The sequence below is a fragment of the Rhizobium sp. B230/85 genome, from assembly GCF_019355735.1.
Classification (GTDB): Bacteria; Pseudomonadota; Alphaproteobacteria; order Rhizobiales; family Rhizobiaceae; genus Rhizobium; species Rhizobium rhododendri.
Map to the genome: position 1 here is coordinate 377,956 of NZ_CP072156.1, position 24,819 is coordinate 402,774.

Genomic DNA, 24,819 nt, shown 5'->3' on the forward strand with positions numbered 1-24,819 from the left:
GCCATAAGGACGGCCGCATGACGGAGATAAAATCCCACGAATTCGAGGGATTTTTGCAGACGGCCGCCCGTAAGCATCGGCTGTTTGTCATCTATGGCCCTGACCGGGGTCTCGTCTCCGAGCGAGCGAAGCAAATCGCCGAAAAGACGGGGGTCGATCTGTCTGACCCGTTTTCGCTGGTCAAGCTGGATGTCGGCGACCTCCACAACGACCCAGGTCGTCTGATCGACGAGACCAACGCCATCGGCTTGTTCGGCGGTGCCCGCCTTGTCTGGATACGCGGCGCGGCAAATGAAAAATCGGTCGTCGACGGGCTTCAGGCGATCGCTTCCAATCCACCCGACACGGCCTTCCTGATCGTCGAGGCCGGCGATCTGAAAAAGACCGCGGCTCTGCGCAAGCTTGCCGATGGCAACCGCACAATAATGGCTATTCCCTGCTACGCAGATGACGCCCGGGCCTTGAACACGCTTGTCGATCAAGAACTGGCGCACGAAAACCTGCGAATCACGCCCGCTGCCCGCCACATGCTGCTGGAACTGCTTGGTGGAGACCGGATTGCCTCACGAAACGAGGTCCGCAAGCTCGCCCTCTATTGCCGTGGCCTTGGCACGATCGACGAACAGCATGTCGTCGACATCATCGGCGATGCCAGCGCAGTCTCGGCTGACGACGCGGTCGATGCCATCCTCAAGGGCGACTCCGCCGGATTTCTCCACGCAACCCAGAAGATAATCGCCTCGAAGACGTCGATTTTTCTCGTGCTGCAGGGTTGCCTGCGGCAATTTCAGCTGCTGGATTTCATGAGGGCTGAAATGGATGAAAAACGCCTTCCGGCAGCGCAGGTGCTGCAGACGCACGGGCGGCATCTGCATTTCCGGCGCAAACCAACGATCGAACAGGCATTGCGCGTCTGGACGTCGGACGCGATCGGACGCGAAATGAACAGGCTGCAGGCCGCAATTTTCCAGACACGCCAGCGCCAAAGCCTCGAGGACAGCATCGCGATGCAGACATTGCTGGCCACGACGCTGCAATCTGCCCGCAAGGCTTGAATTAACGGCGCTCCAGGAGCCTGCAGATTTCTTCCAGCTGTTCCAGTGACTTGTAGGAAATCCGCACCTGTCCGCCGCTCCCCTTGTGGGCAATCGTCACATCGAGCCCAAGCGTATCGGTGAGCGTCCGCTCCAGCGCGAGGGTATCCGAATCCTTGTCGTCCTTGCGGGCGCCGGCTGGTCGGGGGTCGTTCTGGGCCTTGATGTCATTCTGGGCGAGGCGCTCCGCATCACGAACCGACATGCCCTTGGCAACGATAGTGCGTGCAAGACCGGCGGCATCTGACGTCGACACCAAGGCGCGCGCATGACCCGCCGACAGCGCGCCGCTCGACAGCATGTCCCTGACAGGCTCCGGCAATTTCAGAAGCCGCAGCGAGTTGGCGACGTGACTGCGGCTTTTACCGATAATTTCGCCGAGATCGTTCTGCGTATAACCGTGCTCGGCAATCAGCTGGTCGTAGCCGAGCGCCTCTTCGAGAGGGTTAAGATCGGCCCGCTGGACGTTTTCGACAATGGCGATTTCCAGTGCGGTCTTGTCGTCGACATCGCGGACGATCACCGGGATCTCGATCAGGCCCGAAAGCTGAGCCGCACGCCAACGACGTTCGCCCGCAATGATCTCGTACCTGCCACTAGAGACGGTGCGAACGACGACCGGCTGCACGATGCCGTGCTGGCGTATGGAGGAGGCAAGGTCCTGCAGGTCCGCCTCGTTGAATGTCCGGCGCGGGTTCTTTGGATTACGGCTGATAAACTCGATCGGCACAAGACGATCCGGATTGATGGTCGGCTTTGCGTCGCCCACGGGCGCCGACTGATCCATCTCACCGATGAGGGCTGCCAGACCGCGCCCCAGGCGGCGCTTCGATTGATCATCATTCATAGGTAAATACGCTCGCTTATTCTACTGGACGAAACCTTATGCCGCGATCTTGCGCTGCCGCTCCCGCTGGATCACCTCCGAAGCCAGCTGCAGATAAGCCTGGCTGCCGGCGCATTTCAAATCATAAAGAATGGCAGGCTTGCCATAGGAGGGGGCCTCCGAGACCCGGACATTGCGCGGAATCAACGTGTGATAGACCTTGTCGCCAAGATGCGTCCTGACGTCGTTGACGACCTGCTGCGCCAGATTATTACGGGCGTCGAACATGGTTAACACAATGCCCTGGATATCCAACGTGGGATTGACCGTGCGCCTCACCTGGTCGACAGTCTCGAGTAGCTGGCTCAATCCCTCGAGAGCAAAGAATTCGCACTGCAACGGAACCAGCACGGAATCTGCCGCTGCCATGGCGTTCATTGTCAACAAATTGAACGACGGCGGGCAATCGATTAGAATGTAGGAAAACTGCTTGGCATCTGGCTGCGAAAGCGCCCGCTTGAGGCGGAAAACACGATCGGCTTGCTGCGCAATCTCCATCTCCACGCCGAGCAGATCCATCGTCGACGGAACGATATAGAGATCCGGCACCACTGTCTGCACCGCGGCTTCCACAACGGTATGGGAGCCAATCAACAGATCGTAGGAGGACACCTCGCGGCGGCGGCGGTCGATACCAAGACCCGTGCTCGCGTTACCCTGCGGATCCAGATCGATAATCAGGACGCGCTCACCAATCGCAGCGAGAGCGGTGGCAAGATTGATCGCTGTGGTCGTCTTGCCGACCCCGCCCTTTTGATTGGCGACGGTGATGATACGATTTCGCTGAGCTGACATGGCCGCACCTGGGTTCGATTAAGCTCGGCGTCTGAGGTTCGAAATTTCCAGGATAACGGAATCTGCCTCAAGAACGCTCTCATGCTTTACCAGATCGAACTCCCAGCCACCATGGGCGGCGTCGATCTCCCGTTGGTAATCCCGGCCTTTATGAAGAAAAAGTTTAAGGGATTCGGTTTCCCCCGCCCAAGGCGATGCATATTCAAATAAAAGAGACAGATCTCCCAAAGCCCTTGCCGAGATCGCATCGCATCTTGCAATCGTGTTCTGCGCTTCCTCGATACGCATGCAGTGGACGCTGCCTCGACCACCGCACTCACGCAGACAAGTCCGCAGGAAAGCGGCCTTCTTCTGGTTGCTTTCGATGAGATCGACATGTCCGTCACCGAGCTCTGCCAGGAATATCGATGTAATTATTCCCGGAAAGCCCCCGCCACTGCCTAGGTCAAGCCAATGAATCGGCTTCGGATAGAGCTGAAATATCTGTGCGCTATCGGCAATGTGGCGCTGCCAAAGCTCGTTGCGTGTCGATGGCGCTACCAAATTGATTGTCTTCGCCCACTTCTCGAAAAGCGCACTGAAGATGATCAGCCGCTCAGATGTTTCACGTGAAACACGTAAACCGTTCAATTCCATATGAGGACTCTCCAGCCTTGTAAGATCACGCCACTCTGGTCGATGTCGCTGTGGCATACTTCCTCAAAGCAGCAATGAGCAACAAGAGCGCTGCCGGCGTCATGCCGTCGACTTTGGCAGCTTGCGCAAGATTGGCTGGGACAGCCTGTTTTAATTTATGCGTCAATTCATTCGACAGACCGGAAAGCAATGAAAAATCAAAACCAGATGGAATAACCATGGCTTCTTCACGTCGTACCTTTTCTATATCGGACGCTTGTCGCTCCATATACACCGAGTATTTCGCTTCGATCGCAAGCGCCTCAGCGACAGGCGATTCGAGCGCTGCAAGCTCGGGCCAGATGCGCTGCAGCGATGAGCGATCGTGATCCTGGTGTGACAACAGCTCGTAAGCCGAGCGACGTTGTCCATCCTGATTGAGATGAATACTAAAAGCCACAGCAGCGTTCGGGGTAACAGTGAGCTCCTGAAGCAGCTTCCGTCCAGCTTCCAGACGCCCAAGGTAGCTCGTAAAGCGTGCTGATCTCTCGGCACCTACGCAACCGATTGCCATGGCAGTCGGTGTCAACCGCACGTCGGCATTGTCTGCTCGTAGCGAAAGTCTATATTCTGCGCGGGACGTGAACATCCTGTATGGCTCAGCAACACCGCGTGACGTCAGATCATCGATCATCACGCCAATATACGACTGCGTACGACTGAAATGGACCGCATCCATTCCCGCAGAAAGACGCGCCGCGTTAAGACCAGCTACCAAACCTTGCGCCGCCGCTTCTTCATAACCGGTTGTCCCGTTGATTTGACCAGCGAGAAAAAGTCCCGGTAGCTTGCGCAGCTCCAGCGAAGCACTCAGTTCGCGTGGATCGACATGATCGTATTCAATTGCATAACCCGGCTGTAGAATTGAAACTCGTTCCAGACCCGGAATGGTCCTGATAAAGGCTTGCTGCACTGACTCAGGTAAACTTGTGGAAATACCATTTGGGTAAATGGTATCGTCGTCCAAGCCCTCGGGCTCAAGAAAGATCTGGTGACCGTCGCGTTCGCCGAACTTGACAATCTTATCTTCGATGGACGGACAATAGCGCGGACCTATTCCTTCGATCTGACCCGAATACATGGCAGACTGCTGGAGATTATCCAGAACGATCTTGTGCGTGGCGGCCGTTGTCCGCGTCACACCGCAATCGACTTGTCTGTTGACGATCGTGTCCGTCATGAACGAGAAGGGCACCGGATCTTCATCCGCCCCTTGCCTGCCAACTGCTGTCCAATCGATCGTCTTGCCATCGAGCCTGGCTGGGGTACCAGTCTTCAACCTAGCCAACGAAATGCCAAGCCGCTCCAGCGTGCCCGACAGTCCAACCGAGGGCTCCTCGCCCATACGTCCTGCCGCGATCTTCTGGCCGCCGATATGGATTAATCCTCGAAGGAACGTACCTGTCGTGACCACAACGCTGCCGCAGTGAAGTTCAGTACCGTCACGCAGGGAGATTCCGGTAACCCGCCCATCGCGCTGAAGGATATCGAAAACGTCACCCTCAACAACGTCCAAGTTTTCCAGCGATGCGATCTCAGCCTGCATGGCGAGGCGATAAAGCTTGCGGTCTGCCTGGGTGCGAGGACCGCGTACCGCTGGTCCCTTCTTGCGATTGAGCATTCGGAACTGTATTCCGGCAGCATCTGCAACACGGCCCATCAGTCCATCAAACGCATCGATCTCGCGAACGAGATGCCCTTTACCAAGCCCACCGATGGCAGGATTACAGGACATGACGCCGATGGTGTCCCGGCGATGCGTCACAAGCGCGGTGCGTGCACCAAGGCGGGCGGCCGCAGCTGCGGCTTCGCTACCTGCGTGACCGCCACCCACTACAATTACATCATAACGCGTCGTTTGCATCGTAATCTCCAGCTTAGGCTGTTTTCCGGACTAACGACCGGGAGTCAAGAAGTTTCACGTGAAACACGTTTCCAACGCAGTCACCGAATGTTTCACGTGAATCATTTGCCCACGCAGAACTCAGAGAAAATTACACCGAGCAAATCCTCCACATCCACATGCCCGGTTATCCGCCCCAATGAGCGAGCAGCAGCGCGCAAATGCTCGGCTCTGATATCGAGTCCGTCAGACGAATTTAACGCGCAACTGATGTCTGAAATTGTTTGTTCCAGCAGCACACGATGTCTCCGCCTCGCGGGAACTGCCATCGAAAGACCGGTGGAGCGCTTTCCAAGTTCTGCCGAAAGGCGCTCTTTTAATTCCAACAGTCCAGTCCCATTTTGAACAGAAATACAAATATCGAATTGCTCAGACGGCCCGTGGATATCCGCTTTAGTCCCTACCTGGATGACGTCTGAGTGAACCACAATCTCTGTTTCAGGACTGCCTATCTCCCTGAGCATGAGAACGAGGTCTGCCGCCTCAACTGTCTGAAGCGCACGCCTCACACCTTCTGCTTCTACAATATCTTCCGTCTCGCGAAAGCCGGCGGTATCGAACAAGCGGACCCGAAAGCCGTCTATATCAAGATTAACCTCAAGGACATCGCGCGTCGTGCCGGCGATCTCTGTGACGATAGCAATATCTCGACCGGCCAACGCATTCAGCAAGGTGGACTTACCGCTATTGGGCGGTCCAGCTATCGCAACTCGGAACCCATCGCGGACGATTTCTCCGAACTTTGCACCAGCCAAATGCTCTAAAATCGCATCACGGATAAAGAGCATATCAGCCCAAACCTGGTCTGAAACGGATCCGGGCACGTCACCTTCATCCGAGAAATCGAGCTCGGCCTCAATGAAAGCCCTGCCCCGCGTTATGCGGTTCGCCCAGGCGGCATACAGTTCGGAACGTCCGCCGTTACTCTGTTCTATCGCCAGCCGCCGCTGCATTTCGGTTTCGGCCGCCAAGAGATCTGCGAGACCCTCCGCCTCCAGCAGATCCATCCGTCCATTTTCGAACGCTCGTCGTGAAAATTCGCCATTCTCCGCCAGTCTGCATCCGGAAATAGCTGAGAGCTCGTCTAATATCGCAGCCGCAACTGCAAGGCCCCCATGCACTTGAAATTCCGCACAATCTTCTCCGGTGAACGAATTCGGACCAGGGAAAAGCAGAACAATCCCCTTGTCGATCACCAAACCGTTTCGAGACCGAATCGTTCTCAGTGAGGCAGTGCGAGGCGCAGGCAGTTGCCCTGCAATCTGCGAAGCCACCGCAAATGCGCCACTACCACTGACGCGGATGACGGCGACGCCGGCGGGCAAGCCGCCGCTAGACAACGCATAGATCGTATCTGCAAATTGTGACACGTTGCACCGCATTTGGTACGGAACCGAATCGATCCACCCAGCATAAAGGCCGCACATGGCGGCCCTTAAGTAGCAAACGTTCGGCCAACTGAAATCAGGTATTCATCGAGTCGAAGAAATCCGGATTGTTCTTCGTCTGCTTCAGCTTGTCGATAAGGAATTCGATCGCATCCGTCGTACCCATCGGGGCGAGGATACGGCGAAGAACAAAGATCTTCTGCAGATCCTGACGCGGAACGAGCAGGTCTTCCTTACGCGTACCGGACTTAAGGATATCCATCGCCGGGAAGATGCGCTTGTCGGCGACCTTGCGGTCGAGCACGATTTCCGAGTTGCCAGTACCCTTGAATTCTTCGAAAATGACTTCGTCCATGCGGCTGCCAGTATCGATCAGGGCTGTCGCAATAATCGTCAGCGATCCGCCTTCCTCGATATTTCGCGCAGCACCGAAGAAGCGCTTCGGACGCTGCAGCGCGTTGGCGTCGACACCACCCGTCAGGACCTTGCCAGACGATGGCACGACGGTGTTGTAGGCGCGACCGAGACGGGTAATCGAATCGAGCAGGATGACGACGTCACGACCGTGCTCGACGAGACGCTTCGCCTTCTCGATCACCATTTCAGCGACCTGTACGTGGCGAACCGCGGGCTCGTCAAACGTTGATGACACGACTTCACCGCGCACAGAGCGCTGCATGTCCGTCACTTCTTCAGGCCGTTCGTCAATGAGAAGGACAATCAGATAGCATTCGGGATGATTGGCGGTGATCGAGTGCGCAATGTTCTGGAGCAGGACGGTTTTACCGGTGCGCGGCGGGGCAACGATGAGGCCGCGCTGGCCCTTGCCGATCGGCGCCACGAGATCGATGACGCGGGCAGATAGATCCTTGGTCGTCGGCACGTCCAGTTCCATACGGAAGCGGTCGTTCGGATAAAGCGGCGTCAGGTTGTCGAAGTGAACCTTGTGGCGGATTTTCTCAGGATCGTCGAAGTTTATCGTGTTGACCTTGAGGAGAGCAAAATAGCGCTCGCCTTCCTTAGGTCCACGGATCGGGCCTTCGACGGTGTCGCCGGTCTTCAGCGAGAACCGGCGGATCTGCGAGGGCGAAATGTAGATATCGTCGGGCCCGGGCAGATAGTTCGCATTGGCAGAGCGCAGGAATCCAAATCCGTCCTGGAGGACTTCAACCACGCCTTCGCCAATAATTTCCACGTCCTGGCTGGCCAGCACCTTCAGGATGGCAAACATCAATTCCTGTTTGCGCAGCGTGCTGGCGCTTTCGACCTCGAGCGATTCGGCGAAAGCCAGCAAATCGGTCGGGGATTTGCTTTTCAGTTCTTGCAGCTTCATTTCAGCCATGAAGGGACCATTACTCTATTTTTAGAAAGGGAAAGGCGACGTTTTCGTATTCGGGACCGCGAAGGGGACTCGCGGGCGACAGGATGAATACATGCCACGAAGATGAGATGCGCGAAAATAGCGACTTCCGCAGGAAGCCGCAAGGGGCATGTCGCCGATGGCGAAAATTTAAAATGACGCCTTTTCTAGGCGAAAGGTTTGACCACGACGAGGATGACGATGGCAATCATCAGCAACGTCGGCGCCTCGTTAGCAAAACGCCAATAGCGGGCGGAGCGGGTGTTCTGGTCTTTTGCGAAGGCTTTCACGGCACGACTGAAATACACATGGACACCAGTCAGAAGCACGACAAGACCAATCTTTGCATGCAGCCAACCACCCTGGAACGCAAACCCCGACCAGGCAAGGTATAGCCCGAAGATCCAGGTCAGCATCATTGCAGGATTCATGATCACCTTGAGCAGCCGCTGCTCCATGACCTTGAAGGTTTCCGACTGGGCAGAGCCCGGCGCCGCGTCGGTGTGATAGATGAACAGCCGAGGCATGTAGAGCAGCCCGGCCATCCAGGAGATAACTGCGATGACATGCAACGCCTTGATCCACAGATAGAGATTGTCCGGGTTCCAGTAAAACAACGCCACGGCGAGCAGCACGAAAACGAGGATTGCGGTCAGCGCGCGGCTATGTGCCGTCCGTCCCGTCTTTTGATCCGTCTGCTTGTCGATCGTCAAAACTTGAAACTCCGCACCCTGTCAACGAGCACAGCAACATTTTCAGGATCTGCCTGGGGCGTGATTCCATGGCCGAGGTTGAATATGAGGGGTCCGTTGCCAAGCCGCTCCAGTATCCGGTCTATCCCATCTGTCAGCGCATCGCCGCCGGCCACCAGGCGCATAGGGTCAAGGTTACCCTGGATAGGCCCGTCCCGCTGCAGTTCGGCCGCGAAGGAGAGGGGAACGGACCAGTCCAGGCCAATGGCATCGGCGCCGGTCTTGCGGCGATAATCCTTCAGCATGTAGCCTGCATTTTTGGCAAAAGCGATGATCCGCGCCTCAGGACGGCGCGCCTTTACCGAAGCGATAATCCGCGCCACGGGAGCCACGGCAAATGCCTCGAATTCCGCTTCCCCGAGGACGCCCGCCCAGGAATCGAAAATCTGCACCGCGTCGGCACCGGCATCGATTTGCGCCACGAGATAATCGGCAGAGAGCTCGGCGAGCATTGCCAGCAGGTGTTCGAAAGCTTTGCGATGGCGATAGCCGAACAAACGGGCCGGCGCCTGATCAGGTGTCCCGTGCCCGGCGATCATGTACGTCGCCACCGTCCACGGCGCCCCGCAGAAACCGAGTAGCGTCGTTTCGCCCGGCAGTTCTGCCCGCAGCCGCCGCACAGTTTCAAACACAGGCTTCAGGTGCTCGAGCACATCCTTCGGTTCAAGAGCCAGAATGCCGGCCTCGTCGATCGGATCCATCTGCGGTCCGTGGCCTTCCGTAAACCTTACATTCCGCTGCAAGGCGTCAGGGATGACGAGGATATCCGAAAACAATATCGCAGCATCGAAGCCATAGCGCCTTATCGGCTGCAGCGTCACCTCAACTGCGTGATCCGGCGAGTAACAGAGGTCCAGAAAGCTCCCCGCCTGAGCCCTCGTTGCCTTATATTCGGGAAGATATCGACCTGCCTGTCGCATCAGCCATATCGGAGGGGGTGTCAGCGTTTCTCCCGCCAACACTCTCATAATTGCCCTGCGTTCTGCCGTCAAATGCCTCTTCCCTCTAAAAATTATAAAGATCTTCTTAAGGTTTCTATTTCTAAGAGTCGGTGACTATCAAGGATTATCACTTATCCAAGCGAAGTCCCCGTGACTGCCATATCCCGGAATAGTCGGGACGAAAATTGCGGCATCTTGACGAGATATGGGGACAGAATGAATTTCATCAATCATCCCTGGCATTTAGCGTGACCGTAGATTTGCGTATCCTGTGGACAAGGTTAGGATGACAATCGGTCGAAGCTTCTTTATCCCCAGTCTTCACAGCCTCTCTTTTCATCAAGCCGCAAAATCGCAATTGTGGACAACTTGGCAGTTATCCCAGCCCCTCTGCCATGACGATGCCCAATTATATTTTCCTCCCCAGTTATCAACAGACGACGGAAAACAACGTGGAGAACAGAATAAATTTCTTTCATCTGCACCTGATATCTGACTCAACCGGAGAGACTCTCATTTCCGCCGGAAGGGCGGCGTCGGTCCAATTCCAGGCGAGCCAGCCAATCGAGCATGTCTATCCGCTGATCCGCAATCGCCGGCAGCTGCTGCCGGTGCTCGAGGCGATCGATGCTTCTCCGGGTATCGTGCTCTATACTATCGTCGATCACGAACTTGCCGATCTCATCGACGAGCGCTGCAAGGCGATGGGTGTCCCGTGTGTCGCTGTGCTCGAACCGGTACTCAACGTCTTCCAGACCTATCTCGGCGCCGTTTCCCGACGCAGGGTGGGCGCCCAGCATGTGATGAATGCGGATTACTTCGCCCGCATCGAAGCTTTGAATTTCACCATGGATCATGATGACGGCCAGATGCCGGATGATTATAATGATGCCGACGTCGTCATCGTCGGCATCAGTCGAACGTCGAAAACTCCGACCAGCATCTATCTCGCCAATCGCGGCATCAAGACCGCCAATATTCCGATCGTCTACGGCGTACCGCTGCCGCCGAGCCTGGCTGCCGCAACCAAGCCTCTCATCGTCGGCTTGATCGCCACCACCGACCGCATTTCGCAGGTTCGCGAAAATCGCATCCTCGGCACCACGCCCGGCTTCGATCGCGGTCATTATACCGATCGCGCCACGATCTCCGAGGAATTGAAATACGCCCGTGCGCTTTGCGCCAGGCACGGCTGGCCTGTCATCGACGTGACCCGGCGCTCGATCGAAGAAACGGCTGCCGCCATCGTTGCCCTCAAACCGAAGCTGCGCTAAGCGCAAGTCTGCCGAATAGCGCAGGGACACTCCATGACATCGCCACTCATCCTCGCGTCCTCCAGCCCCTTTCGTCGCATGCTGATGGAAAATGCCGGTCTGCGGTTCGAATCCATCGCTGCCAGCATCGACGAACGTGCCCTTGAGGCACCGCTTGAAAAAGCCGGCGCCGGCCCGGACGCCATTGCGCTGGTTCTCGCCAAGGCCAAGGCTGTCGCTGTCAGCGAAAGCCACCATGGTTCGCTGGTCATCGGTTCGGACCAGACGATGTCACTCGGCTCTCGCGTGTTTCACAAGCCGAAGGATAGTGCCGAGGCAGAGGCCCATTTGCTGGCCCTCTCGGGAAAAACCCACCGGTTAAACAGTGCCGTCGCGATCGCAAGGGATGGCGACATCCTCTGGGAGCACCTGTCCCATGCCGAATTGACAATGCGGACGCTCACACCCGCTTTTATCCATCGGCATATCGGCAGGGTCGGCGACAAGGCGCTCGGTAGCGTCGGGGCCTATCAGCTGGAAGGCGAGGGGATACAGTTGTTCTCGCGGATAGACGGCGACTACTTTACGATCCTCGGCCTTCCCATGCTGCCGCTGCTCGCCGAATTGCGGGCCCTGGAGGCAATCGATGGATGATTCACGTGAAACAATCGGCCGGCGTGCCTTCGTCACAGGCTATCCCGTCAGCCATTCCCGCTCGCCGCTCATCCATGGACACTGGCTTAAAACACTGGGCATCGCCGGCAACTATCAGGCTCACGCCGTGTCCCCGGCAGATTTTCCCGGCTTCATCGCATCGCTGAAGGATGGCACCGCTGGCTTTGTCGGTGGCAACGTCACGATCCCGCACAAGGAGCAGGCATTCGCGCTGGCTGATCGGCCGGACGAATTGGCGCAAGAGCTCGGCGCCGCCAACACGCTGTGGCTGGAAAACGGCCAGCTCATGGCCACCAATACCGATGGCCACGGCTTCGTCGCCAATCTCGATGCCCGCCACCCCGGGTGGGACAAGGTGGAAACCGCCGTCGTTCACGGCGCCGGTGGCGCAAGCCGCGCCATCATCCAGGCGGTCCGCAACCGTGGCATCGGTACGATCCATGTGGTCAACCGCACCCTGGATCGCGCCCGCGAACTTGCCGACAGGTTCGGTCCCAGCGTCCATGCCCATCCGGAAAAGGCTTTGCGCGAGGTCATGCAGTCGGCGGGCTTGTTCATCAATACCACCTCCCTTGGCATGGATGGAGGAGGCCCGGTGCCAGCAATCGATTTCACGACGATGGCGAGGGACGCCGTTGCCACAGATATCGTCTACGTGCCGCTGAAGACGGAAATTCTTGTCCAAGCCGAACGGCAGGGAATCGCCACGGTCGATGGTCTCGGCATGCTGCTACACCAGGCGGTGCCGGGATTTGAAAAGTGGTTTGGCCAGCGCCCTGAGGTTGATGACCGTCTGCGGCAGTTGGTTATCGCAGACATGGAAGCGCACAAATGATCCGGCTTGGCCTGACGGGCTCGATCGGCATGGGCAAGACGACAACGGCCAGGCTGTTTGCCGATGCCGGCATTCCGGTCAACGATGCCGACAAGGCGGTGCACGAACTGTACGCGGGCGAGGCGGCACCTTTGATCGAGGGAGCTTTTCCGGGAACCGTTGCAGGCGGTATCGTTGACCGGCAGTTGTTGTCTAGGCAGCTGGCGGCCAACCCGGCTGGCTTCAAGACACTCGAAGCCATAGTCCATCCGCTGGTGCGCCGCCGCGAACTGGCATTCCTGGGTGAGCAGGCCCTGGCCGGCGCCGATATCGTTGTGCTCGACATTCCCCTGTTGTTCGAAACGGCAAGCGCGGATCGCGTCGATCGCATCGTCGTCGTTACTTGTGATCCACAGCTTCAGCGCCAAAGGGTTCTTGCGCGACCGGGCATGACGGAGGAGAAGTTCAATATGATTCTCTCTCGGCAGATGCCGGACGCCGACAAGCGCGCGAGGGCGGATTTCTTGATCGATACCGGAAACGGTATCGAGGCGGCCCGCAGCCAGGTCGCGGCGATCATTGCCGCCTTGAGGGCGGGCACGACGGACAGGGATTTGTGACATGCGCGAAATCATCTTCGATACGGAAACGACAGGCCTCGACAGCCGCACCGACCGCATCATCGAAATCGGTGGCGTCGAACTGTTCAACCATTTTCCGACGGGACGCACCTTTCACATGTACGTCAATCCGGCCGGCCAGAAAGTCCATCCGGACGCGCTGGCGGTGCACGGCATTACCGACGAGTTCCTCGCCGACAAGCCACCCTTTGCCGACGTCGCCGGACCGATGCTCGAATTCTTTGGCGACGCCAAGTGGATCGCCCACAATGCAAACTTCGACATGGGCTTTATCAACGCAGAGCTGGCGCGTCTCGGTATGCCGTCGATCCTGCCTGAGATGGTTATCGACACCCTGTCTCTTGCCCGTCGCAAAAACCCGATGGGTCCGAATTCTCTCGATGCCCTCTGCCGCCGTTATGGCATCGACAATACCCACCGCACCAAGCACGGCGCGCTGCTCGACTCGGAATTGCTGGCCGAAGTCTATATCGAGATGATCGGTGGCCGGCAGACTGCCCTGGGTCTCAGCTCCGATAAAGGCGGCCAGAGCGGTTCAGATAACCGGATGGAAAATGACGACGTGGTTGTCGCGGTGCTTGCGAGACCATCTCCGCTGCCGGACAGGGTAAGCGATCTGGAGCGCGAAGCACATCGGGCGCTGCTCGCCAAGCTCGGAGAAAAGAGCATTTGGCTGAAATACGGTTCTGCCTGATAGATATAAAAAATGCCCGGACAAGCCGGGCACATGTCTCATGATATCGATCGAGGATCAGTTCGGAACGGAGCTGACCTGCGCACGTGTCTGTTCTTCGGCAACGCGCTGGGTGAACATCGTCGCGAAATCGATCGGGTCGATGATAAGCGGCGGGAAGCCGCCGTTGCGGGTGACGTCGGCAATGATCTGGCGCGCGAACGGGAACAGCAGGCGTGGGCATTCGATGAACAGCAGTGGCAGCATATGCTCCTGCGGAAAGCCAACGACCCGGAAAACGCCGCCATAAACCAGCTCGGTGTGGAATACGGTCTTGCCATCATCCTTGGCATCGGCATTCAGCGTCAGCACGACGTCGAAATCGGTGTCAGAGAGCGGGTTGGCATTGACGTTGACGTTGATATTGATTTCCGGCGGCTTGTCGCGGGACTGCAGCGAGCGCGGCGCACCGGGATTTTCGAAGGACAGATCCTTCGTGTACTGGGCAAGAACGGATAGGCTGGGGGCGGTCTCGCCGTTGATTTCGTCGGCCATGGCACTTCCTCGCGGCTCAAAATGGTGTCGCCATCTAACATTTCATGCCGGGGCTTACAACCCTTCGGCAGCCGGCCCAAAACAGGTGCGCTCAGTCCTTCAGACGCTTGTGATCGGACCACGGAGAGCCTGGATTCGGGCCGCGCCGAAAATCATCTGCGTCGAGATCGACCACGGGCCCCGAGCTGTTCGGCTTTTCCGGCGCGCCGCGCGAGCGATTGAACGCCGGCGAAGACCCCAGGATGACGATGCGGCGGCTGAGAAACTTCCAAGCGAGATCGCGCACGCCAGGAATGAAGAGAAGCAGGCCGAGGATGTCCGTGAAAAAGCCGGGTACCAGCAGCAGGAACGCAGCCACCACCACCATCGCACCATGCACGAGATCGCGGGCAGGCGCTGCGCCGTCGCGGCTTGCCATCGAGAGCCGCCTCAGGATGCTCAATCCTTGGGACCGGAGCAGGAAAGCGCCGACAACAACACTGAGGACGACGAGGCCGAGCGTGGCCCAGATACCGATCGCCTTGCCGACCACGACGAAGCCGGCGATCTCCACCAGGGGGAGCAGCAGGACGAAGGCAGGCAGAAGCGAAAGGCGCATGGTCTCTTCCTCGAATGAGTAACTCGGCTGCCGTTCAGCATAGCAGATCACAAAGATGAGGACCTGCTATTTGAATGATGGCATTATGCTGACTATATGGGTGTTGAAACTTCGAATGTGAACAGTGGTGCCGGAGCGATATGGGTTCGAATGACTTTGTGACGATTTTCTTTCTGGTCGCAGCGGTGCTGATCTTCCTTCAGTTGCGCAGCGTGCTTGGTCGCCGCACGGGCACCGAGAAGCCGCCGCGTGATCTGTACACTCCGCGCGATGCTGTCAAAGGTCCCGATGCACCGGATACCGGCAAAGTCGTTACCCTGCCGCGTCGCGACGCCGTCGATGACGAAAATCGCTTTGCAGCCGTCGACGCCTTCGCCAAGCCTGAAACGCCGCTGAACGCGCAGCTGCGCGAAGTGGTGAAGATCGACCCGTCCTTCGATCCGAAGGAGTTCGTCAAGGGCGCCCGCATGGCCTACGAGATGATCGTCATGGCTTTTGCCGATGGCGACCGGAAGGCGCTGAAGGGTCTGCTGTCCAATGAGGTCTACGAGGGCTTCGACGCAGCGATCGCCGATCGAGAAGCACGCGGTGAGAGGGTCAAGTCCAGCTTCGTCGGCATCGACCGGAGCGATATCGTGAGTGCCGAGGTCAAGGAGACCGATGCATTGGTCACCATTCGCATCGTCAGCCAGATGATATCGGCGACATACGACAAGGCCGACGTGCTGGTCGATGGCGATGCAGAGCAGGTGTCGGAAGTCAGCGACCTCTGGACATTCGCACGCGACACGCGCTCGCGCGATCCGAACTGGAAACTTGTGGCGACCGAATCCGAACAATGAGTGTCCGATCCGACGATTTTTTGCTGGAGCCGACAACCTTTGACGATCTGAAAGGCTGGGGGGATGACGATCCCTCCGGCCTTTTCGATGCCATGCGGGCCTGTTATCGGCACGTCACTGAGACAAAGTCCTACCGAGCCGGGTCGCTCGGGCTGACGACGGCGGACCTGCTGCCGCTGCTGGAAGCGGCAAATGACATCGAGCCAGCCGACGCAGCAGAGGCCAGGGCTTTTTTCGAAGCCAATTGCCAGCCGTTTTTCATACGCCGAAGCGGAGACCGGAGCGGGTTCGTCACGGCATTCTTCGAGCCGGAGATAGAAGTGTCCGCAACACCGGATGCCGTCTATTGCTATCCCTTCTACCGCCGCCCGGACGATTTGGTCGATCTCGACGACAGCAACCGACCGGCCGGGCTGGACGCGTCCTACATGTTCGCGCGTCTGAGGTATGGCGAGATCGATGCCTATCCGGACCGCGGCGAGATCACCTCTGGCTATCTTGCGGGCAAAGGCCTTGAGATAGCCTGGGCCAAATCCAGCGTCGATGTGTTCTTCGTGCATGTCCAGGGTGCCGCGCGGCTGCGCTATCCGGATGGAACGCTCTGCCGTATCACTTATGCCGCCAAGGCCGGCCATCCGTTCTCGGCTGTCGGTCGGCTGCTGATCGACCGTGGCGAACTGGACCGCGCGACGATCTCGATGCAGACGATCCGGGACTGGCTCTACGCCCATCCGGGAGAAGTCGACGAGGTTCTCTCACACAATCGCTCCTACATTTTCTTCCGCGAGGCCGATGTCGCCGATCCGCAGGCCGGGCCAATCGCAGCGGCCAAGGTGCCGCTGGTGGCGGGCCGGGCGCTCGCCGTTGACAGGCTGATCCATACCTTCGGCTTCCCCTTCTTCATCCGCTCGGAAAGCCTCACCCACCTGGACAACGGCGGACCGTTCCAGCGGCTGATGCTGGCGCTCGACACCGGTTCGGCAATTGTCGGCCCCGCACGTGGCGACATCTTCACCGGCTCGGGCTATGAAGCCGGAGAACTGGCGGGCACCGTCCGTCATGACGCCGATTTCTACATTCTCGTGCCCAAGGCGGCTGCCGCGAGGTTCAGCTGATGGCGAAGGACCGCAAGCTCAGCCCGGAGGAACGCATTCTCTGGAGCAAGGTCGCCAAGAGTACCCGGCCGCTGCCGCAGCATATGGCCGAGATGCAGGCGCTCGATATCTTTCTGACCGAGCAGCAGGCCGCCGAAGCGCAGCGCGATGTATCATCACCTCCGCCTCCGAAGATGCCGATTTCGCAACAACCCCTGCCGATGCCGCAAAAGCCGCAGCCGTCCGCCAGCAAGCACCATCCGCTCGAGCGGCCGGTGAAGCGCAAGATCGCCAAGGGCCGGCTTCCGCTGGAAGCAAGGATCGACCTGCACGGCCTCTACCAGGACGAGGCGCATGATCTGCTGCTCGATTTCCTGGTTCGGGCCCATATGCGCGGTCTGCGCCATGTGCTGGTCATAACAGGCAAGGGAAGCTCGATGGGCAGCGAAGGCGCTCTGAAGCGGGCAGCACCCTTGTGGTTCTCCAAGCCCGACTTCCGCTATCTCATCTCGTCCTATGAAACGGCGGCCCAGCATCACGGCGGCGAAGGCGCCCTCTATATCCGCCTGGCAAGGCGTCCGGGAGATGCGCCATGACGCCATTCGGCGAAGCGGTGCGCAAGCTCCGCGAACGCAAGGGCGTGACGCAGAAGGAAATGGCGGCCGCGCTCGACGTGACGCCCGCCTACCTCTCGGCGCTGGAACACGGCAAACGGGGTCTCCCGACCTTCGTCATGCTGCAAAGGATTGCCGGCTATTTCAATATCATCTGGGACGAGGCCGAGGAGCTGTTCATGCTGGCGCGCGGTTCCGACCCGCGTGTCGTGATCGACACGGCGGGGATGGCGCCGCAATATACGGCGCTCGCCAATCGCCTTGCCGGACAATTTCGCTTTCTCGACCAGGATGCTGTAGAAGCACTGGAGGCCATCCTCGAAAAGGCTCGGAAAACTGGCTGAAATCAGCCTTAATCCCCTGCTTTATAGGTCTTTTCGGGGCCATGTATTTGGCATTGACTATGAAATACCCCTATAGTTCGGGGAGGAAAAACGATGATTCGCAAGGATCGTCGCGACCTGCGATAACACGAAAGACTTCAAGCCATGACCGATATTCCCGCGACCGAAAATGCCGCCAATCCTGAATATGGCGCTGACTCCATCAAGGTCCTGAAGGGCCTCGATGCCGTGCGCAAGCGGCCCGGCATGTATATCGGCGACACGGATGACGGCTCCGGCCTGCATCACATGGTCTACGAAGTTGTCGACAACGCCATCGACGAAGCGCTCGGTGGTCACGCCGACCTGGTAACCGTAACGCTCAACCCCGACGGCTCGGTGACGGTGACCGACAATGGTCGTGGTATCCCGACGGATATCCACACCGGCGAGGGCATATCCGCTGCCGAAGTGATCATGACCCAGCTGCACGCCGGCGGCAAATTCGACCAGAACTCCTACAAGGTGTCCGGCGGTCTGCATGGCGTCGGCGTCTCCGTCGTCAACGCGCTGTCGGTCTGGCTCAAGTTGCGCATCAAGCGCCAGGGCAAGATCCACGAGATCAGCTTCACCCACGGCGTCGCCGACGCACCTCTGGTGACGCTTGGCGACAGCGGCGGCGAAACCGGGACGGAAGTCACCTTCCAGCCCAGCACCGAAACCTTCACGATGATCGAGTTCGACTTCGCGACGCTCGAGCACCGGCTGCGCGAACTCGCCTTCCTCAATTCCGGCGTCCGCATCCTGCTCACCGACAAACGTCATTCAGACGTCAAACAGGTGGAAATGCTTTATGACGGCGGCCTCGAAGCCTTCGTCGTCTATCTCGATCGCGCCAAGAAGCCGCTGGTCGACAAGCCCGTTGCCATCCGTGGCGAAAAGGACGGCATCGTCGTCGAAGTGGCGATGTGGTGGAACGACAGCTACCACGAGAACGTACTCTGCTTCACCAACAACATCCCGCAGCGCGACGGCGGCACCCATATGGCCGGTTTCCGTGGCGCCCTGACCCGTCAGATCACCTCCTACGGCGAGACCTCCGGCATCAGCAAGCGCGAGAAGGTGACCCTGACGGCAGACGACTGCCGCGAAGGCCTGACAGCCGTGCTCTCGGTTAAGGTCCCGGATCCGAAGTTCTCCTCCCAGACCAAGGACAAGCTGGTTTCCTCGGAAGTTCGCCCGGTCGTCGAAAGCCTGGTCAACGAGGCGCTCGGTACCTGGCTCGAAGAACATCCGACCGAGGCCAAGATCCTGATTGGCAAGGTCGCGGAAGCCGCCATGGCCCGCGAAGCCGCCAAGAAGGCCCGCGAACTCACGCGCCGCAAGGGCGCCCTCGACATCGCCTCGCTGCCGGGCAAGCTCGCCGACTGCTCAGAGCGTGACCCTACCAAGTCCGAAGTCTTCCTCGTTGAAGGGGATTCCGCCGGCGGCTCGGCCAAGCAGGGTCGTTCGCGCGAAAACCAGGCGATCCTGCCGCTGCGAGGCAAGATCCTCAATGTCGAGCGTGCACGCTTCGACAAGATGCTCGGCAGCCAGGAAATCGGTACGCTGATCATCGCGCTCGGCACCGGCATCGGCAAGGACGAGTTCAACGCCGACAAGCTGCGCTACCACAAGATCATCATCATGACGGACGCCGACGTCGACGGCGCCCATATTCGCACGCTGCTGCTGACCTTCTTCTTCCGCCAGATGCCGGAGCTGATCGAGCGCGGCCACATCTACATCGCCCAGCCGCCGCTCTACAAAGTGTCGCGCGGCAAATCGATCCAGTATCTGAAGGACGAGAAGGCGCTGGAAGAATATCTGATCGGCCAGGGCCTCGACGACGCCAGCCTGCGGCTCGGCAGCGGCGAAGTCCGCTCCGGCCAGGATCTGCGCGAAGTCATTCAGGACGCGCTGCGTCTGAGAGCCCTGCTCGAAAACCTGCATTCCCGTTATAACCGCGCCGTCGTAGAGCAGGCGGCAATTGCCGGCGCGCTCAATGCAGACGTGGTCAGCGATCCCGCCCGGGCCGCGACGATCGTTGCCGAAGTTGCCCGTCGTCTGGACATTATTGCCGAAGAAACGGAACGTGGCTGGATCGGCGACATGACCGACGAGGGCGGCTTGCGTCTGGAACGCACCGTGCGCGGGGTCAAGGAAGTCATCACCCTCGACATGGCGCTGATCGGCTCGTCCGATGCCCGCCATATCGACCAGCTCGGCCCACGCCTGAAGGAAATCTACGACGTGCCGCCGAAATTGGTGCGGAGAGACGGCGAAACGGAAATCTCGGGCGCCCGTGCGCTGCTGGAAGCCGTCTTTGCCAGCGGCCGCAAGGGTCTGTCGATGCAACGCTACAAGGGCCTCGGTGAAATGAATGCCGAGCAGCTCTGGGAAACGACGCTCGATCCGAACGTGCGCTCGCTGCTGCAGGTTCGCGTCAACGACGCCGTCGATGCCGACAGCCTGTTTGCCCGGCTTATGGGCGATGAAGTCGAGCCGCGCCGCGAGTTCATCCAGGACAATGCGCTCAACGTCGCCAACCTCGACATCTAATCTACCAGCGACCAGACATGGAAAAGCCCGCGCCGCAAATCTGCAGCGCGGGCTTCGTTTTGTCGGGATCAGGGATTACTTGGCGATGAACTTGCCGTTGAAGGCGACCTCGGCCAGCGGCTTGCGCGGGCTCGGGACTTCGCGTTCGCGCAGGCCTTCAGGCAGCTGGTTCTTGTCGCCGATCTTGCCGATGGCGACGGCGCATTCGACGCGGAAACCGTCCGGAATGCCGAGTACGCCCGGTACCTTGTCGAAGTGAACGCCGGTCATGCCGTGCGCTTCATAGCCGGAGAGATGGGCCTGCAGGGCAATGTAGCCCGATGCGGTGCCGGCGTCGAAGGAGTGGCTGTAGATCGGCTTCTGGTCGTCGGCACCGAGTTCGCCGGAATGCGTGCGGGAAACGATGAACAGCAGCGCGGATGCAGACTTAACCCAGCTCTGGTTGAAGTCGATCAGCAGGCTGAGGAACGTGTCCCACTGCTCCGAGCCGCGCAGCGCGTAGACGAAACGCCAGGGCTGGTGGTTGTAGGAGGAGGCTGCCCAGTGGCCGGCTTCGAGGATCGTCAGCAGATCTGCTTCCGGCATGGTCTCGTTGTTGAATGCACGGGGCGACCAGCGATCCAGGAAAAGGGCGTCGATCGGATGGTTGGATTCGCGGCTGTTGCTGCTTGTCATGGTTTTTCTCTCTGAAACGGTCTGCGCTGGGAGCAGCGCTTGTGTTTGGATGGAGTGCCCGACGATGTATAGCGTGCCGCCCGCCATAGTCCAGATCGCCAGCGCTTCTGCGGATGGCGCAAGGGTGACGGTCTGTTTCAACAATGTGTGATGTGGCCTTCGCAGGGACCGGGTAGAACAGCAATTCTCGCACGCGAAGGAGAAGAACATGCTGGTCGACGGAAAGTGGACGGAAGATTGGCAGCCGGTGCAGGCAAAGGACGAAAAGGGTGGCTTTGTCCGCCAGACGTCCAGCTTTCGAAACTGGGTGACGCCGGATGGCAGCGCCGGCCCGACCGGTACCGGTGGGTTTGCTGCCGAACCGGGCCGCTATCACCTTTATGTTGCGCTGATCTGCCCCTGGGCATCTCGGACGCTGATTGGCCGGGCGATGAAGAGCCTGGAAGCTGCCATCGATATCTCCATCGTCGAACCTGCCCTCACAAAGCAGGGCTGGCAATTCGGCGACTATCCCGGCGCGACCGAGGACAGCGTCAACGGTGCCCGCTATATCCACGAACTCTATACCATGGCTGATCCGCATTTTACCGGAAGGGCGACAGTTCCCGTCCTCTGGGATACCCGGATGAACACCATCGTCAACAATGAATCGTCCGACATCCTGCGGATGATGAATGACGGCTTTGGCGGTCTCGCAACCCTCTCGACCGATCTTTATCCGAATGACCGGCGCGAAGAGATCGACGCCTTCAATGCGCGGATCTACCCGTCGCTCAACAACGGCGTCTATCGGACCGGCTTTGCGACGACGCAGCTCGCCTACGAGGAAGGTTTCCGGGATGTCTTCGACTGTCTGGATTGGGCCGAACTCCAGTTAGAAGGCAAGCGCTTCCTCTTTGCCGATCACCCGACTGAAGCAGATATCCGTCTGTTCGTGACGCTGGTGCGCTTCGATGTCGCCTATCACGGCATTTTCAAATGCAATCTCAGGCGCCTCTCCGATTACTCAAATCTCAGCGCTTTCTGCCGCAGCATGCTCGATTGGCCCGGCATCGCGGAAACGGTAAGTTTCGACCACATCAAGCGTGGATATTACTCGATAGAGACGCTCAATCCATCCGGCATCGTTCCGGTTGGCCCCGCGCTCAAAGAGCTGTTCTGATTGCCAAGCCATCGGATATTACACTTAGGCAAGTGATATATCCTTTCCCATCGCGTCGCTTTGCCGGTTGCCTTCACGGGCTGTCGGCGTAAAGTTCGACACGCAATCCACGGGTGACACAGGTGAATGTTTCGTTCATATATGGCGAAACGCGCTTCTGAAGACATGGCAGGAAGGACAATACGATGAAACTGATGCGAGTCGGCGAGCCCGGCAAGGAAAAGCCGGCCCTCCTGGACAAGGAAGGCAAGATCCGCGATCTGTCGGCGCATGTTGCCGATATCGGCGGAGAGGCGATCCATCCGGATAGCCTGGCAAAGCTTGCCCAGATCGATCCCGCCACATTACCGGAACTGGCAGCAGGCCGTATCGGCGCTTGCGTCGCGGGTACCGGCAAGTTCATCTGCATCGGTCTCAATTTTTCGGACCACGCCGCAGAGACCGGCGCAACTGTGCCGCCTGAGCCGATCATATTCATGAAGGCCACTTCCGCCATCGCTGGTCCGAATGACACGGTTCTCATTCCGCGCGGCTCTGAAAAAACAGACTGGGAAGTCGAACTCGGCGTCGTCATCGGCAAGACGGCTAAGTATGTCAGCGAAGCCGACGCACTCGATTATGTCGCCGGCTACTGCGTTTCGCATGACGTCTCGGAGCGCGCTTTCCAGACGGAGCGCTCCGGCCAGTGGACCAAGGGAAAGTCCTGCGACACATTCGGCCCGATCGGCCCCTGGCTGGTCACGAAGGATGAAGTTGCCGATCCGCAAAATCTCGGCATGTGGCTGAAAGTCAACGGCAAAACTATGCAGGATGGATCGACCAAGACGATGGTCTACGGCGTCGCACACCTGGTTTCCTACCTCAGCCAGTTCATGTCGCTGCAGCCGGGCGACGTCATCTCGACCGGTACGCCCCCAGGCGTCGGAATGGGAATGAAGCCGCCGACTTACCTGAAGGCCGGCGACGTGGTCGAACTAGGCATCGAAGGTCTCGGCGACCAGCGCCAGACGTTCGCCGCGGACGTTTAAGTTCAACGACCACAAACCACACCATGCCGGAGATCAATTCTCCGGCATTTTAATTTATAGGCACTCAACTGTGTCTAACTTTGGCAGAATGTGATAGGGACCTCGATAATACTGCCGCTGATCCGCACGAAGGACCAGCCATTCTTTCGGCCGCAGTCGAAAAGGTAATGTCGGTCATGTACTATCATCTCTACGAACTAAACCATGCGGTCATGGCGCCCTTCCGGGCTGCTGCCGGCATGATGCGCCAGGCTTACGATAATCCGCTCAATCCCATGGCCGAAACCGCGTTCGGCAGGACGATATCTGCCAGTCTCGAGGTCTTCGAGCGCAGCACGCGGCGTTACGGAAAGCCCGAGTTCGGGCTGGCGCAGACAGTCATCGACGACAAGCCCGTGGTCGTCACCGAGGCTGTCGTCTGGCAGAAGCCGTTCTGTCGTTTGCTCCATTTCGAAAGGGACCTGCCAGTCCCCCGTCCGTCCGATCCGCGGATCCTGATCGTGGCGCCGATGTCCGGCCATTACGCGACGTTGCTGCGCGGTACGGTGGAGGCGCTGTTGCCCGGCGCCGATGTCTATATCACCGACTGGACCGATGCCCGAATGATACCCGTCGAAGAGGGCGACTTCGATCTCGACAACTACATCGACTATATCGTCGCCATGCTGCATCACCTCGGACAGGATACCCATGTCGTGGCCGTTTGTCAGCCATCCGTGCCGGTGCTCGCTGCAGCCGCCCTCATGGAAGAGGCTGGCGATCCGCTGTCGCCCGCGTCCATGACGCTGATGGGCGGTCCGATCGATACGCGCATCAATCCGACCGGTGTCAACAAGCTCGCCATGGACAAGCCCATCGAGTGGTTTGCCGATAATGTGGTGATGAACGTTCCGTGGCCGCTGCCGGGCTTTGGGCGGTCGGTGTATCCGGGCTTCCTGCAGCTTTCCGGCTTCATGTCGATGAACCTCGACCGGCACGTCATTGCCCAGAAGGATTTCTTCATGCACCTCGTCAAGAACGACGGGGAGCCCGAAAAGCATCGCGAGTTTTATGACGAGTATCTGGCGGTCATGGACTTGACCTCGCAGTTCTACCTGCAGACGGTCGAGCAGGTGTTCATGAAACACGCCTTGCCGAAGGGCGAGTTGCACCATCGTGGTCACCGCGTCGATCCATCTGCGATCCGCAAGGTGGCGCTCTTGACGGTCGAGGGCGAAAACGACGACATCTCCGGCGTCGGCCAGACCCAGGCAGCGCAGACAATCTGCAGCAACATCCCCGACGCGATGCGCATGCACTATTTGCAGCCAGATGTCGGTCACTACGGTGTCTTCAATGGCTCTCGCTTCCGCCGCGAAATAGCGCCGCGCATCCTGGCTTTTGCCAAGGCGCACTCGAGAACTGCCGATGTCCCGAAGCGGAAGGCCAAGGGCTCAAAAACGGCCTAGGCGCGAAAAACGGGATTTTCGATCCGGAA

The 24,819-nt window shown here is 58.7% G+C and carries 25 protein-coding genes; 14 read left to right on the forward strand and 11 right to left on the reverse strand.

Annotated elements, in window-relative coordinates; genetic code table 11:
• Positions 1-17 precede the first annotated feature (17 nt).
• Positions 18-1,055, forward strand: a complete 1,038-nt coding sequence (holA, locus tag J5289_RS01785) for a DNA polymerase III subunit delta (protein WP_209185428.1) — start codon at positions 18-20, stop codon at positions 1,053-1,055.
• Position 1,056: 1 nt separating this feature from the next.
• Here holA and J5289_RS01790 read toward each other — a convergent pair whose 3' ends face one another.
• From J5289_RS01790 to hemE, 8 genes are all read right to left on the reverse strand, one after another.
• Complete coding sequence (locus tag J5289_RS01790; protein ID WP_142828729.1) at positions 1,057-1,941, reverse strand: ParB/RepB/Spo0J family partition protein; 885 nt, start codon at positions 1,939-1,941, stop codon at positions 1,057-1,059.
• A 36-nt stretch (positions 1,942-1,977) separates the two neighbouring features.
• A complete protein-coding gene (locus J5289_RS01795; protein WP_111222118.1) occupies positions 1,978-2,775 on the reverse strand; it encodes a ParA family protein in 798 nt (265 codons plus the stop codon).
• Between the two features lie 18 nt (positions 2,776-2,793).
• Positions 2,794-3,411: a 16S rRNA (guanine(527)-N(7))-methyltransferase RsmG gene (gene rsmG, locus J5289_RS01800; protein WP_209185429.1), complete on the reverse strand. Its 618-nt coding sequence runs from the start codon at positions 3,409-3,411 to the stop codon at positions 2,794-2,796.
• A 25-nt stretch (positions 3,412-3,436) separates the two neighbouring features.
• Positions 3,437-5,314 carry a tRNA uridine-5-carboxymethylaminomethyl(34) synthesis enzyme MnmG gene (gene mnmG / locus J5289_RS01805; RefSeq protein ID WP_209207480.1) on the reverse strand — a complete coding sequence of 626 codons (1,878 nt, stop codon included), beginning with the start codon at positions 5,312-5,314 and terminating at the stop codon, positions 3,437-3,439.
• 101 nt (positions 5,315-5,415) lie between these two features.
• Positions 5,416-6,735: a tRNA uridine-5-carboxymethylaminomethyl(34) synthesis GTPase MnmE gene (gene mnmE, locus J5289_RS01810; protein ID WP_209185483.1), complete on the reverse strand. Its 1,320-nt coding sequence runs from the start codon at positions 6,733-6,735 to the stop codon at positions 5,416-5,418.
• Positions 6,736-6,817: 82 nt separating this feature from the next.
• A complete protein-coding gene (gene rho / locus J5289_RS01815) occupies positions 6,818-8,083 on the reverse strand; it encodes a transcription termination factor Rho (RefSeq protein ID WP_111222121.1) in 1,266 nt (421 codons plus the stop codon).
• A gap of 185 nt (positions 8,084-8,268) precedes the next feature.
• Entirely contained in the window at positions 8,269-8,814 is a 546-nt protein-coding gene (gene hemJ, locus J5289_RS01820) for a protoporphyrinogen oxidase HemJ (protein WP_247750754.1), read from the reverse strand.
• Positions 8,811-9,821 (reverse strand): uroporphyrinogen decarboxylase, encoded by a 1,011-nt coding sequence (hemE, locus tag J5289_RS01825; protein ID WP_374108249.1) that lies wholly within the window; start codon positions 9,819-9,821, stop codon positions 8,811-8,813. Before hemE ends, hemJ begins: the two co-directional genes overlap by 4 nt.
• A 425-nt stretch (positions 9,822-10,246) precedes the next feature.
• Here hemE and J5289_RS01830 point away from each other — a divergent pair, with 425 nt between their 5' ends.
• The 5 genes from J5289_RS01830 to dnaQ are packed head-to-tail and all read left to right on the forward strand — an operon-like array spanning position 10,247 to position 13,871.
• The gene (locus J5289_RS01830; RefSeq protein ID WP_142828717.1) at positions 10,247-11,068 is read left to right on the forward strand and encodes a pyruvate, water dikinase regulatory protein; all 822 of its coding nucleotides are present in this window, start codon (positions 10,247-10,249) and stop codon (positions 11,066-11,068) included.
• 33 nt (positions 11,069-11,101) lie between these two features.
• Positions 11,102-11,701 (forward strand): Maf-like protein, encoded by a 600-nt coding sequence (locus tag J5289_RS01835; protein ID WP_209185432.1) that lies wholly within the window; start codon positions 11,102-11,104, stop codon positions 11,699-11,701.
• A complete protein-coding gene (locus J5289_RS01840) occupies positions 11,694-12,557 on the forward strand; it encodes a shikimate dehydrogenase (RefSeq protein ID WP_209207479.1) in 864 nt (287 codons plus the stop codon). Before J5289_RS01835 ends, J5289_RS01840 begins: the two co-directional genes overlap by 8 nt.
• Positions 12,554-13,156, forward strand: a complete 603-nt coding sequence (coaE, locus tag J5289_RS01845; RefSeq protein ID WP_209185434.1) for a dephospho-CoA kinase — start codon at positions 12,554-12,556, stop codon at positions 13,154-13,156. Before J5289_RS01840 ends, coaE begins: the two co-directional genes overlap by 4 nt.
• Position 13,157: 1 nt before the next feature.
• A complete protein-coding gene (dnaQ, locus tag J5289_RS01850) occupies positions 13,158-13,871 on the forward strand; it encodes a DNA polymerase III subunit epsilon (protein WP_209185435.1) in 714 nt (237 codons plus the stop codon).
• A 57-nt stretch (positions 13,872-13,928) separates the two neighbouring features.
• Here the strand turns inward: dnaQ and secB are convergent, their stop codons facing one another.
• Together secB and J5289_RS01860 are read right to left on the reverse strand one after the other, a co-directional pair.
• On the reverse strand, positions 13,929-14,405 hold the full coding sequence (secB, locus tag J5289_RS01855) for a protein-export chaperone SecB (protein ID WP_111222128.1): 477 nt from the start codon (positions 14,403-14,405) through the stop codon (positions 13,929-13,931).
• A 91-nt stretch (positions 14,406-14,496) separates the two neighbouring features.
• The gene (locus J5289_RS01860) at positions 14,497-15,003 is read right to left on the reverse strand and encodes an FxsA family protein (protein ID WP_142828708.1); all 507 of its coding nucleotides are present in this window, start codon (positions 15,001-15,003) and stop codon (positions 14,497-14,499) included.
• A gap of 140 nt (positions 15,004-15,143) precedes the next feature.
• Here J5289_RS01860 and J5289_RS01865 point away from each other — a divergent pair, with 140 nt between their 5' ends.
• From J5289_RS01865 to gyrB, 5 genes are all read left to right on the forward strand, one after another.
• The gene (locus tag J5289_RS01865; protein ID WP_209185436.1) at positions 15,144-15,845 is read left to right on the forward strand and encodes a Tim44/TimA family putative adaptor protein; all 702 of its coding nucleotides are present in this window, start codon (positions 15,144-15,146) and stop codon (positions 15,843-15,845) included.
• A complete protein-coding gene (locus tag J5289_RS01870) occupies positions 15,842-16,960 on the forward strand; it encodes a murein transglycosylase A (protein ID WP_209207478.1) in 1,119 nt (372 codons plus the stop codon). The genes J5289_RS01865 and J5289_RS01870 overlap by 4 nt, the downstream gene beginning before the upstream one ends.
• Positions 16,960-17,535, forward strand: a complete 576-nt coding sequence (locus J5289_RS01875) for a Smr/MutS family protein (RefSeq protein ID WP_142828703.1) — start codon at positions 16,960-16,962, stop codon at positions 17,533-17,535. The genes J5289_RS01870 and J5289_RS01875 overlap by 1 nt, the downstream gene beginning before the upstream one ends.
• Entirely contained in the window at positions 17,532-17,897 is a 366-nt protein-coding gene (locus J5289_RS01880; RefSeq protein ID WP_142828701.1) for a helix-turn-helix domain-containing protein, read from the forward strand. The genes J5289_RS01875 and J5289_RS01880 overlap by 4 nt, the downstream gene beginning before the upstream one ends.
• Before the next feature lie 144 nt (positions 17,898-18,041).
• On the forward strand, positions 18,042-20,477 hold the full coding sequence (gene gyrB, locus J5289_RS01885; RefSeq protein WP_142828699.1) for a DNA topoisomerase (ATP-hydrolyzing) subunit B: 2,436 nt from the start codon (positions 18,042-18,044) through the stop codon (positions 20,475-20,477).
• 75 nt (positions 20,478-20,552) lie between these two features.
• Here gyrB and J5289_RS01890 read toward each other — a convergent pair whose 3' ends face one another.
• Positions 20,553-21,152, reverse strand: coding sequence for a nitroreductase family protein (locus J5289_RS01890; protein WP_142828697.1), 600 nt, complete (start codon positions 21,150-21,152; stop codon positions 20,553-20,555).
• A gap of 208 nt (positions 21,153-21,360) precedes the next feature.
• On the opposite strand from J5289_RS01890, the gene J5289_RS01895 reads away from it, so the two are divergent.
• The 3 genes from J5289_RS01895 to J5289_RS01905 all read left to right on the forward strand — a co-directional run bounded on the left by J5289_RS01895 (position 21,361) and on the right by J5289_RS01905 (position 24,790).
• A complete protein-coding gene (locus J5289_RS01895; RefSeq protein ID WP_209185438.1) occupies positions 21,361-22,314 on the forward strand; it encodes a glutathione S-transferase family protein in 954 nt (317 codons plus the stop codon).
• Positions 22,315-22,499: 185 nt separating this feature from the next.
• Positions 22,500-23,342 carry a fumarylacetoacetate hydrolase family protein gene (locus J5289_RS01900; RefSeq protein WP_209185439.1) on the forward strand — a complete coding sequence of 281 codons (843 nt, stop codon included), beginning with the start codon at positions 22,500-22,502 and terminating at the stop codon, positions 23,340-23,342.
• Between the two features lie 176 nt (positions 23,343-23,518).
• Positions 23,519-24,790 carry a polyhydroxyalkanoate depolymerase gene (locus J5289_RS01905; protein ID WP_209185485.1) on the forward strand — a complete coding sequence of 424 codons (1,272 nt, stop codon included), beginning with the start codon at positions 23,519-23,521 and terminating at the stop codon, positions 24,788-24,790.
• Positions 24,791-24,819: the final 29 nt, after the last annotated feature.

Bases quoted from the DNA above. Each gene is read 5' to 3' on its own strand.
- holA (WP_209185428.1), top strand. From the start codon at position 18: ATGACGGAGATAAAATCCCACGAATTCGAGGGATTTTTGCAGACGGCC.
- J5289_RS01790 (WP_142828729.1), bottom strand. From the start codon at position 1,941: ATGAATGATGATCAATCGAAGCGCCGCCTGGGGCGCGGTCTGGCAGCC.
- J5289_RS01795 (WP_111222118.1), bottom strand. From the start codon at position 2,775: ATGTCAGCTCAGCGAAATCGTATCATCACCGTCGCCAATCAAAAGGGC.
- rsmG (WP_209185429.1), bottom strand. From the start codon at position 3,411: ATGGAATTGAACGGTTTACGTGTTTCACGTGAAACATCTGAGCGGCTG.
- mnmG (WP_209207480.1), bottom strand. From the start codon at position 5,314: ATGCAAACGACGCGTTATGATGTAATTGTAGTGGGTGGCGGTCACGCA.
- mnmE (WP_209185483.1), bottom strand. From the start codon at position 6,735: ATGCGGTGCAACGTGTCACAATTTGCAGATACGATCTATGCGTTGTCT.
- rho (WP_111222121.1), bottom strand. From the start codon at position 8,083: ATGGCTGAAATGAAGCTGCAAGAACTGAAAAGCAAATCCCCGACCGAT.
- hemE (WP_374108249.1), bottom strand. From the start codon at position 9,821: ATGAGAGTGTTGGCGGGAGAAACGCTGACACCCCCTCCGATATGGCTG.
- J5289_RS01835 (WP_209185432.1), top strand. From the start codon at position 11,102: ATGACATCGCCACTCATCCTCGCGTCCTCCAGCCCCTTTCGTCGCATG.
- J5289_RS01840 (WP_209207479.1), top strand. From the start codon at position 11,694: ATGGATGATTCACGTGAAACAATCGGCCGGCGTGCCTTCGTCACAGGC.
- coaE (WP_209185434.1), top strand. From the start codon at position 12,554: ATGATCCGGCTTGGCCTGACGGGCTCGATCGGCATGGGCAAGACGACA.
- dnaQ (WP_209185435.1), top strand. From the start codon at position 13,158: ATGCGCGAAATCATCTTCGATACGGAAACGACAGGCCTCGACAGCCGC.
- secB (WP_111222128.1), bottom strand. From the start codon at position 14,405: ATGGCCGACGAAATCAACGGCGAGACCGCCCCCAGCCTATCCGTTCTT.
- J5289_RS01860 (WP_142828708.1), bottom strand. From the start codon at position 15,003: ATGCGCCTTTCGCTTCTGCCTGCCTTCGTCCTGCTGCTCCCCCTGGTG.
- J5289_RS01865 (WP_209185436.1), top strand. From the start codon at position 15,144: ATGGGTTCGAATGACTTTGTGACGATTTTCTTTCTGGTCGCAGCGGTG.
- J5289_RS01870 (WP_209207478.1), top strand. From the start codon at position 15,842: ATGAGTGTCCGATCCGACGATTTTTTGCTGGAGCCGACAACCTTTGAC.
- J5289_RS01875 (WP_142828703.1), top strand. From the start codon at position 16,960: ATGGCGAAGGACCGCAAGCTCAGCCCGGAGGAACGCATTCTCTGGAGC.
- J5289_RS01880 (WP_142828701.1), top strand. From the start codon at position 17,532: ATGACGCCATTCGGCGAAGCGGTGCGCAAGCTCCGCGAACGCAAGGGC.
- gyrB (WP_142828699.1), top strand. From the start codon at position 18,042: ATGACCGATATTCCCGCGACCGAAAATGCCGCCAATCCTGAATATGGC.
- J5289_RS01890 (WP_142828697.1), bottom strand. From the start codon at position 21,152: ATGACAAGCAGCAACAGCCGCGAATCCAACCATCCGATCGACGCCCTT.
- J5289_RS01895 (WP_209185438.1), top strand. From the start codon at position 21,361: ATGCTGGTCGACGGAAAGTGGACGGAAGATTGGCAGCCGGTGCAGGCA.
- J5289_RS01900 (WP_209185439.1), top strand. From the start codon at position 22,500: ATGAAACTGATGCGAGTCGGCGAGCCCGGCAAGGAAAAGCCGGCCCTC.
- J5289_RS01905 (WP_209185485.1), top strand. From the start codon at position 23,519: ATGTACTATCATCTCTACGAACTAAACCATGCGGTCATGGCGCCCTTC.